This window comes from Moraxella sp. (assembly GCF_024227015.1).
Classification (GTDB): domain Bacteria; phylum Pseudomonadota; class Gammaproteobacteria; order Pseudomonadales; family Moraxellaceae; genus Moraxella.
The window spans coordinates 1-624 of the sequence record NZ_JAAELD010000377.1 but is presented as its reverse complement, the minus strand read 5'-3'; the positions used below and the strand labels follow the sequence as shown (position 1 = coordinate 624).

General features: G+C 43.9%; 1 protein-coding gene. It reads left to right on the top strand.

Translation table 11 applies throughout. The annotated features are described in order from the left end of the window. Nucleotides 1–560: NAD-dependent epimerase/dehydratase family protein (locus GY683_RS08770; protein ID WP_367274159.1), on the top strand; the 560-nt coding region annotated here is incomplete at its 5' end. Between the last annotated feature and the right edge of the window lie 64 nt (nt 561–624).

Here is a 624-nt window from a genome sequence, read left to right as displayed (position 1 = left end):
CATCAAAGCTTATGGTGGAAATGATGCTGCAAGATATCGCAAAATCAGATGAACGCTTTGCCTTTGTTATCTTACGTTACTTTAACCCTGTCGGCGCACATGAATCTGGTCTTATTGGTGAAGACCCAAATGGTATTCCTAACAACTTATTACCTTATATTTCGCAAGTCGCTGTGGGTAAGCTAGAAAAGCTAGGTGTATTTGGGGATGATTACGATACTGTAGATGGTACAGGTGTTCGTGACTATATCCATGTCGTCGATTTAGCATTAGGTCACTTAAAAGCGCTGAACCGAATTGCAAGTGATACAGGTGCGCACGTATTTAACCTAGGCACAGGTAATGGTTATTCAGTACTGCAGATGGTTACCGCTTTTGAGAAAGCCAGCGGTCAAGCCGTACCTTACCAAATTTCGCCGCGTCGAGCGGGCGATATTGCAGCTTGCTACGCAGCTCCAGAAAAAGCGTTAAAAGAGCTTGGCTGGCAAGCAGAGCGTGGTATCGATGAGATGATGCAGGATACATGGCGCTGGCAAAGCAATAACCCGAACGGGTATTAATGCTTTTACGATAGTCATGTCATATTTTCAAAAATGGTCACATCATGTGGCCGTTTTTATATCT